The sequence below is a fragment of the Aeromonas media genome (assembly GCF_000819985.1).
In the GTDB taxonomy this organism is placed as follows: Bacteria; Pseudomonadota; Gammaproteobacteria; order Enterobacterales; family Aeromonadaceae; genus Aeromonas; species Aeromonas media.
Genome location: NZ_CDBZ01000125.1, coordinates 636 through 8,173 on the forward strand (window position 1 = coordinate 636; position 7,538 = coordinate 8,173).

Here is a 7,538-nt window from a genome sequence, read left to right on the forward strand (position 1 = left end):
TGTGCTGGACCAGCCACAACATCTTGATCGGCTCCATCGGCGGCAGCCTGATTGAGCTGAGCTTCCTGTTCGTCAACTGCCACACCATGTACCGCATGTGGCGACAACCGCAGTCGAGCCCTGCCTGATCCCTTGCCCTCAGGTGTCGCTGGCCGCAGTCAAGGCATGAGGAAGGCCGATAGCGGCCTTGAAAAAAACCACCGCCCTGAGTCAGGGCGGTGGTTTTTCATTATCTGCTCAACCGATGGCCATCACGGCCGTCGGGGGCTAGTGTTCTGCCGCTTCCGGCTGAGGAGCTTCCGAGCGTTCCCGCTGCAGTTCATCGACCCTGGCTTGCCATTTGTCATGGGCCTGTTTTTGCCCTTGTGACTCGAATTCCTGGCGCATGGTGTCGATTTCTTGGTCAAGTTTTTCCATCAGGATGTCTCCTTGTATCTCGGGTTACACACTGGCTGACGGCGCTGTTGGCCAACCTGCTCTATTCGATTGGACACCAATTATTCCCCGATTGTCCAACTAAATAAACGATTTATTATGCAAAAGCCAATCTATAAAACAGCAAAAATCCTCTTGTGAGACCATATTAAACCCTCCAGAACAGGCGCAACAAAAACACACATTTCACTTAATTATTAATCACTTGAATTAAAAACACTCGACTTTTCCGCCGCCCTTTTCGAGGCCGTCTGGTTATGCACATATTTTTTCACGCGCTCCGCCCAACCCCGCCTTGCCGATGCACAATCGCTCCCGGGCCGCACTTTTGCCGGATGGCTCACATTTCAGGGTGCGGCCATGGCGCACAAATCTCCAATCCTCTCGCCTGACTTTGGGCCGGCATGTCGCCGCCACCTTCTGACAACATCGTCAAAAAACAAGTCAACCATTTGTTTTAAAACGAAATAAAAAATCACCCTCCGATCTAGAAAGACGATATCAAAATGCGAACGAGGTCACAGGATGTGGTGGGCGACACAAAAATCCAGTAAAGGGCACATATGTCCGATTTCGACCCGGGGGTAAGGGCGAAACAATAGGCGGGTCAATTGTTACTCATCACAACGGCTCCAAGAAGGAGCCAGGAGACACCTATGCTCACCTCCTTGATAGACGAAGGACTGATCTGCCTCGACATAGCGGCCAATGACAAACAGGGGCTCTTTGTGGAGCTGGCTGCCCGGCTCAAGGCCAGCGGCAAGATAGCCAATCAGGATCAGTTCGTGCGCGACCTCTGGGCGCGAGAAAACCTCGACAACACAGGGTTTGAACAGGGGGTTGCCCTGCCCCACGCCAAGAGCGAGGCGGTGCTGCAGCCCGCCATCGTCATCGGCATCAGCCGTCAGGGCATAGACTACGGCGCCGAAGATGGCTTGCCCTCCAGGCTGTTCTTCATGATTGCCTCCCCGGCAGGGGGCGCCAACCACCATATCGAGGTGCTAGCCGAGCTCTCCACCAAGCTGCTGGAACCCGGCTTCATTGCCGGAATGCAGGCGGCCACCAGCAAGGTAGAGGTGCTCAAGCTGCTGGCGGCGGCGCCTCCGGCCAGCCTCCGACCACAGACAAAAGTTCAACCCCAGCCGTCAGAGCCGGTCGATCGCAGCCTCAAGGGACAGGTCAATACCCTCAAGCAGCACCTGCTGTTCGGCACCTCCCACATGATCCCCTTCATCGTCGCGGGGGGCGTCTTGCTGTCGCTGTCGGTGATGATGAGCGGCAAGGGTGCCGTACCCGAGGCCGGGGTACTCAAGGACATGGCCGACATGGGGATCGCGGGGTTGACCCTGTTTACCGCCGTGCTCGGTGGCTATATCGCCTACTCCATGGCGGACAAACCGGGCCTGGCCCCCGGCATGATCGGCTCCTGGATTGCGGTGCAGCAGTTCCACACCGGTTTTCTCGGCGCCATCCTGGTGGGCTTCATCGCCGGCCTCATCGTCAATCAGCTCAAACGCATCAAGTTGCCGGACTCCATGAGTTCGCTCGGCTCCATCTTCATCTATCCGCTGATCGGCACCTTCCTGGTGTGCGGCATCGTCATGTGGGTCATCGGGGCGCCCATCGCCGCCATGATGGAGGGGATGAACCACTGGCTCTCCAGCATGGCGGGCTCCGGCAAGGTGATGCTGGGCGCCATCCTCGGCGGCATGACCGCCTTTGACATGGGCGGCCCCATCAACAAGGTCGCCACCCTGTTCGCCCAGACCCAGGTCAACACCCAGCCCTGGCTGATGGGGGGCGTCGGCATCGCCATCTGCGTGCCGCCGCTCGGCATGGCGCTGGCGACCCTGCTCTCGCCCCGTCGCTACAAGAAGGAGGAGCGTGAAGCGGGCAAGGCGGCCGCCATCATGGGCATGATCGGCATCAGTGAGGGGGCCATTCCCTTTGCCGCCGCCGATCCGGTGCGCGTCATCCCGGCCATCGTCGCGGGCGGCATCGTCGGCAACGTCACCGGCTTCATGATGCACAGCATCAACCACGCCCCCTGGGGCGGCTGGATAGTACTGCCGGTGGTGGAAGGCAAGATGGGCTATATCCTCGGCACCATCCTCGGTGCCCTGACCACGGCCCTTGTCGTCAACCTGCTGAAAAAGCCGGTGACCGACGAGGAAGAGATCGCCACCCCGGATGGCGGTTATGAGGTCATCGAAGCGGAAGGAGAAGCTGACGTACTCGCCATCACCGCCTGCCCCTCCGGCGTCGCCCATACCTTCCTCGCCGCCAAGAGCCTGCAGAAGGCGGCCGCCAAGGCGGGGATCAAGCTGAAAGTGGAGACCCAGGGCGCCAACGGCATCATCAACCGCATCACGCCCAAGGACGTGGCCAACGCCCGCTGCGTCATCCTGGCCCATGACGTGGCCATCAAGCACCGGGATCGCTTCGCCAATATCGACATCATCGATGTCAAAACGAAGGATGCTATCCACAATCCAGATGGGTTACTGGCCCGCACCCTGGCAGGCAGCAGCAAGGTAGCCTGACGAGGCTGAATTAGCCGTGCTGAACATAAGGGGCCGCTAGGCCCCTTTTTGCCGTGGCAGGAGATGCGGTTGCGAGCTCACCGCCCCTGCACCACGCCTTGCCATCCCCATAAACAATCCGGCGCCAATGGTGGGCGCCGGATAGGTCGTGGTGACTGCCCAGCCAGGCTGGCTTGTCTGGTCTGTGCGCCGCAGGATCAGGGGGTCGGCTTGACCAGGGTATCGAGTCCGCTCACCACCAGGGTGCCTCTGCCTCGGGTCATCTTGTGGAAGTTGGTGCCTTGCTGGGATGGGTTGTCTGTCCTGGCCAGCAGGGTGGCCCCGTTGTTGTAGTTCTGGATCTCGGTGGCGGTGAGCGGCCGATCCGACAGGATCAGCAGCAGAACACGAAACGTCTTCTGCGAGGTGGTCGCGCTCGGCACCCTGGGTTTCTGGTCGGCCGGGATCAGGGCATAGGCATCGAGACTGGCGGGATCCGTCATCTCGGAGGCGTCCATCAACCCCATCAGGTAGAGCTCGATGTCGGCGTAATTCGCGCTCACATCGTTCAACTGCCCCTTGATCCCAAGCTCGTTTCCCCAGTGGCCAGGATAGCTGGTCGGCACCACCCAGTTTGCCCAGCGATGGGTCATCTCATGCAGGATGGGCCCGTAGGTGGAGGTCGACAGATACTGCTTCTTGTACAAGAAGGAAATGCCCTGCAGCTTGCCGTCCGAGTGAAACACCGCCGTGTTATCAAACATAGAGAGCCCGATACCAGCGACGTCGTTCTTGATGTGGGTGAACTCGCCGGTGGGCATACCCAGGGGCTTTGCCTCGTTGTTCATCAGCACGGTGATAAAGTCGAACTGGTCCTGAAACTGGCCATAGACCAGCCCGGTCAGATCTTTCAGCGCCGCCTGCCCCTCGGGGGAGTTGATGGAGGTCGTATTCCAGAATGCGAACGCCTCCGGGCTCAGTTGCAACGAGGCTATCTGGTTTTGCCGCGGTTCGATGACGATGGGGGCCTCAGGGGCCATCGGCATCACGGTGAGCTGCGCCGACGTGCTGGTGACACCGCCCAGATTGGCGGTAATGAGCGCCATCCCCTCACTCAGACCGATCGCCTCCCCCCGGCTGCCAGAGGCATTGCTGATGGGCGCGACGGCAGACGCATCGGAGGACCAGAGGGTGGCCTCGTCGTCCGTCACATCCTGGTTGCTGCCATCGGAGAGGGTGGCCATGGCCTGATACTGCACCTTGTCCCCCACCATCACAGAGGCATCCGGTGGCGTCACGTCCAGGCTGGTCACCACGGCGGATGATACCGTCACCGGGGCCGAGTCGGTGAAGGCTGCACCGTCGAGCGTGCCGTTCGCCATGATGGTGGCCGTTCCCACTGCCAGGCCGGTCACCAGCCCCTTGCTCCCCGCCTGGTTGCTGACGCTCGCAATCCCGGGTTGGTTGCTTTGCCACTGAATGAGGGGGTTGTCGGTGACATCGAAGGAGGTCCCATCGGTGAGATAGGCCGTGGCGGCAACCTGTGTTTGCAAACCGACCGCAATGTCACCCCCCATCAATTGCACCTCGATCCCGATGACGGCGGCCGAGCTCACCCTGAGCGACTCGGTCGCCTCGAGAGAAACTCCGTTCACCATGCCGCTCACTCCTATGGTGACACTCCCCGGTGTCAGCCCGGTGACCAGCCCGGTCTCGCTGATACTCGCCACCGCCGGATCGCTGCTGCTCCAGGTCAAGGCGTCATGTCCGGTCACCTCGATGGGGTCACTGCCATCGGACAGGGCGGCAAATGCGTGCACCTGCGCGCTCAATCCCATGGGTAACGGATCCTCCGGCGTATGGATATCCAGCCCGGTGATCACGGCATCCGTCACCGCCAGCGGGACAGAAGCCTGGAAGGACGCGTCATTGAGGGTGCCACTGGCCTCAATGTTCGGCTCCCCGACTGCTACCCCGGTGGCGACGCCCTTCTCGCCTGCGTCGTTGCTGACCAGGGCGCTGCCCTCGTCACTGCTGCGCCACTGCAGGCCTGCTGCGTTGGTCACGTCTCGCGACTGGCCGTCGGAGAAGGTGGCGATGGCCACGAAGGTCTGACTCAATCCCACCGGTACTCTGGCCATGGTCGGGGTCAGTTGCAGCTCGGTCACATAGGCATCGATCACCTCCACCCTGGCGGTGGCGCTGTGAGATTCACCATTGACGGTGCCCGTCGTGGTAATGGTGGCCGTGCCTGGGCCAACCCCGGTGGCGAGGCCCTGCTCATCCACGGTGACCACGGCGGTGTCGCTGCTGGTCCAGACGATGTCAGGATGACGGGTCACGTCCTGTACCGCACCATCATCCCAGGTCGCCTGCGCCTGGAACTGCTGCTCGACGCCGACGGGAACCCTGGCCTCCTTGGGACTTATCTGCAACGAGGCGAGGGAGGGCCCCTCCCCCGTTGAGCCCTCATCGTCATCGCTGCCACACCCCAACAGCGCCAGGGCTGCCAATCCTGCTATCAAAAACTTGCCCAATGCCATTACCCATTTCTCCCTAAACCATTCCTTTACCCGACTCGCCCAGAGTGAGCCGGGGCCGCCTGTCGCTGCGGCTGTTTGAACCTGGCGGGGAGTAGAGCAATGGGGCATTTTGCCGTCCACCGAAAGCCACGGCGAAGACAGGCTGGGTTAAGAAAACCGCGATGAAACCAGGCAATCCGCCCCTTGTCCATCGCCGCCCCCGGTGCACGCCAATGAATGAGGCCCTTTCGGGCCCCTGTCATTGCCACCCAGGACTCATGGCGCCGGGCGCAGGCTGAGTGTCATACCAAGGCTCATGCGATCCCATCTGCCGAGCAGGCGCAAGCCGGGGTGACCGGCCAGGTGGTGGGCATTGGCTGCGTGACTCTAGGGTTCCAGACAGACGAAGCCACTGACCTCATCGGGCGTGTGAATAGGTGACATCTGCTATCCCATGAGAACACAGGGCCAGACAAGAGATGGTGACATCAGCCATCCGTTTCTACGAATCCAGGATCCTGCTCAGCAAGGTGAGCGATATCGAGGCACGGGAGGCTCGACAGCGTCAGAACAAGCTGCCGTTGCAGGCCCGGATCCCGCCGGAGGAGCCCAACCCCGACGAGATACCGTGCGAGGAGAACGCCGCCCAGGTATTGGCCAGCATGGGCATACTGTCGTCAAGGCAGCCCTGAGCCCGGCACGATCGGTTTGGCGCGCTTGCCCTCCTCTGCTGCCCCGCCAGCCCCCCGCCCCTTGTCACAAAGAGGATTGCACTTGCCATCGATAAGGCATCCCGGTGCAGACGCAGTCTGCGCCCCTCGCAACCAAGGGCCCTTGTCTCGGGGAATTTATTGATCTTGAACAGGATTTATCCAGTATGGCGTTTTGCGAAATCATGCCATTGGTTAACATGTTTACCTCATCGCCAGCCATGGCGAGGGAATGTCCATGGGGCGCCACGGCTCGAAGAGTGCCGCAGGGTCACCATATGTTCGGTATCAATGGCTCGATTTATTGGCACTAGATAGCTGAGGTAGACGATGTACGGATTGGCACTGTTGTTACATATACTGGCGGCCACCATCTGGACGGGGGGACACATAGTGCTGTCGGTGGTCGTACTGCCAAAGGTATTGAGAGAACGCTCACCCGCCAGGTTGCTGGAGTTTGAGTCGGTTTACGAAAAGATCGGCATGCCGGCACTGATCATCCAGGTGATAACGGGCCTGTTTCTGGCCTATCGAATGCTGCCGGATGTCAGCCAGTGGCTGGACTTTTCCAATCCCATCGCTCACCCGATCCTGTTGAAACTGTCGCTGCTGACCTTGACGCTCTGCTTCGCCATGAGTGCACGGTTTAGAGTCATCCCCCATCTGTCCGAGAAAAACCTCACCACCATGGCCTGGCATATCATCCCGGTGACGATTATCTCCATCCTGTTTGTCATCACCGGCGTATCGTTCAGAACCGGGTGGTTCTATTGATGCTTGGGAATGAGCAGGACTGAAATACCCGCTCCCCGGCATAGCATCCCGGCTTTAACTCCCCCAATACTGCCGGGTGGGCCGAATCGTTGAACCCGACGCCGCCCAAGCCGGTTAGGCCGTGGCACAGCCCCTGAACGGGGAGTTGAGAGCCAAGTGGAAAAGACTATGATGGGCGCCCCCCCACTCGAGAGCGACGCCAGTATGACAACCTTCAGCGAACCGTGCGAAATCCATCGTTGCGACCGCTGCGGCGAGCGCACCCGCCATATCGTGGTGCTGGTCCCTCGCGACCACAGCCAGGACATCATGCCCAAAGAGCCGCGCAAGGCCTTCTGGCAAGCCTTTCGCGCCAGCCTGCTTACCAACACCGTATTTGGCGACAAGCTCGCCTATCTGGAGCCCAATGTGCGGCACCTGATCTGTGAGCGCTGCGGCGAGACCTTTCTCGAGTATTGAGCCCTGTTCCTAGGGAAGGTGCGAATAAGCGGGGAAATTCTTCTCGGCTGACTCAGTCATTTCATTTTTTCAGTTTGAGCCGATCTTTTCTCCCGTAAATGCCTTGAATCAGCCTA

General features: G+C 60.1%; 7 protein-coding genes. 5 read left to right on the forward strand and 2 right to left on the reverse strand.

What is annotated here, in order from left to right:
- Positions 1-128: YgjV family protein (locus BN1127_RS21450; RefSeq protein ID WP_197069639.1), on the forward strand; the 128-nt coding region annotated here is incomplete at its 5' end.
- Between the two features lie 139 nt (positions 129-267).
- Here the strand turns inward: BN1127_RS21450 and BN1127_RS21455 are convergent.
- Complete coding sequence (locus BN1127_RS21455; RefSeq protein WP_005328920.1) at positions 268-417, reverse strand: hypothetical protein; 150 nt, start codon at positions 415-417, stop codon at positions 268-270.
- Between the two features lie 674 nt (positions 418-1,091).
- Here BN1127_RS21455 and BN1127_RS10715 point away from each other — a divergent pair.
- Positions 1,092-2,978: a PTS fructose transporter subunit EIIC gene (locus BN1127_RS10715; protein ID WP_042649435.1), complete on the forward strand. Its 1,887-nt coding sequence runs from the start codon at positions 1,092-1,094 to the stop codon at positions 2,976-2,978.
- Positions 2,979-3,175: 197 nt separating this feature from the next.
- Here BN1127_RS10715 and BN1127_RS10720 read toward each other — a convergent pair whose 3' ends face one another.
- Entirely contained in the window at positions 3,176-5,500 is a 2,325-nt protein-coding gene (locus BN1127_RS10720; protein ID WP_042649436.1) for an Ig-like domain-containing protein, read from the reverse strand.
- Between the two features lie 458 nt (positions 5,501-5,958).
- Between BN1127_RS10720 and BN1127_RS10725 the strand changes: the two genes are divergently transcribed.
- The 3 genes from BN1127_RS10725 to BN1127_RS10735 all read left to right on the forward strand — a co-directional run bounded on the left by BN1127_RS10725 (position 5,959) and on the right by BN1127_RS10735 (position 7,422).
- A complete protein-coding gene (locus tag BN1127_RS10725) occupies positions 5,959-6,171 on the forward strand; it encodes a MerR family transcriptional regulator (protein WP_042649437.1) in 213 nt (70 codons plus the stop codon).
- Between the two features lie 411 nt (positions 6,172-6,582).
- The gene (locus tag BN1127_RS10730) at positions 6,583-6,963 is read left to right on the forward strand and encodes a CopD family protein (protein ID WP_231557472.1); all 381 of its coding nucleotides are present in this window, start codon (positions 6,583-6,585) and stop codon (positions 6,961-6,963) included.
- Between the two features lie 204 nt (positions 6,964-7,167).
- Positions 7,168-7,422 carry a hypothetical protein gene (locus BN1127_RS10735; RefSeq protein ID WP_042649440.1) on the forward strand — a complete coding sequence of 85 codons (255 nt, stop codon included), beginning with the start codon at positions 7,168-7,170 and terminating at the stop codon, positions 7,420-7,422.
- Positions 7,423-7,538: the final 116 nt, after the last annotated feature.

Coding starts and splice junctions, on each gene's coding strand:
- BN1127_RS21455 (WP_005328920.1), bottom strand. CDS start 417: ATGGAAAAACTTGACCAAGAAATCGACACCATGCGCCAGGAATTCGAG.
- BN1127_RS10715 (WP_042649435.1), top strand. CDS start 1,092: ATGCTCACCTCCTTGATAGACGAAGGACTGATCTGCCTCGACATAGCG.
- BN1127_RS10720 (WP_042649436.1), bottom strand. CDS start 5,500: ATGGCATTGGGCAAGTTTTTGATAGCAGGATTGGCAGCCCTGGCGCTG.
- BN1127_RS10725 (WP_042649437.1), top strand. CDS start 5,959: ATGGTGACATCAGCCATCCGTTTCTACGAATCCAGGATCCTGCTCAGC.
- BN1127_RS10735 (WP_042649440.1), top strand. CDS start 7,168: ATGACAACCTTCAGCGAACCGTGCGAAATCCATCGTTGCGACCGCTGC.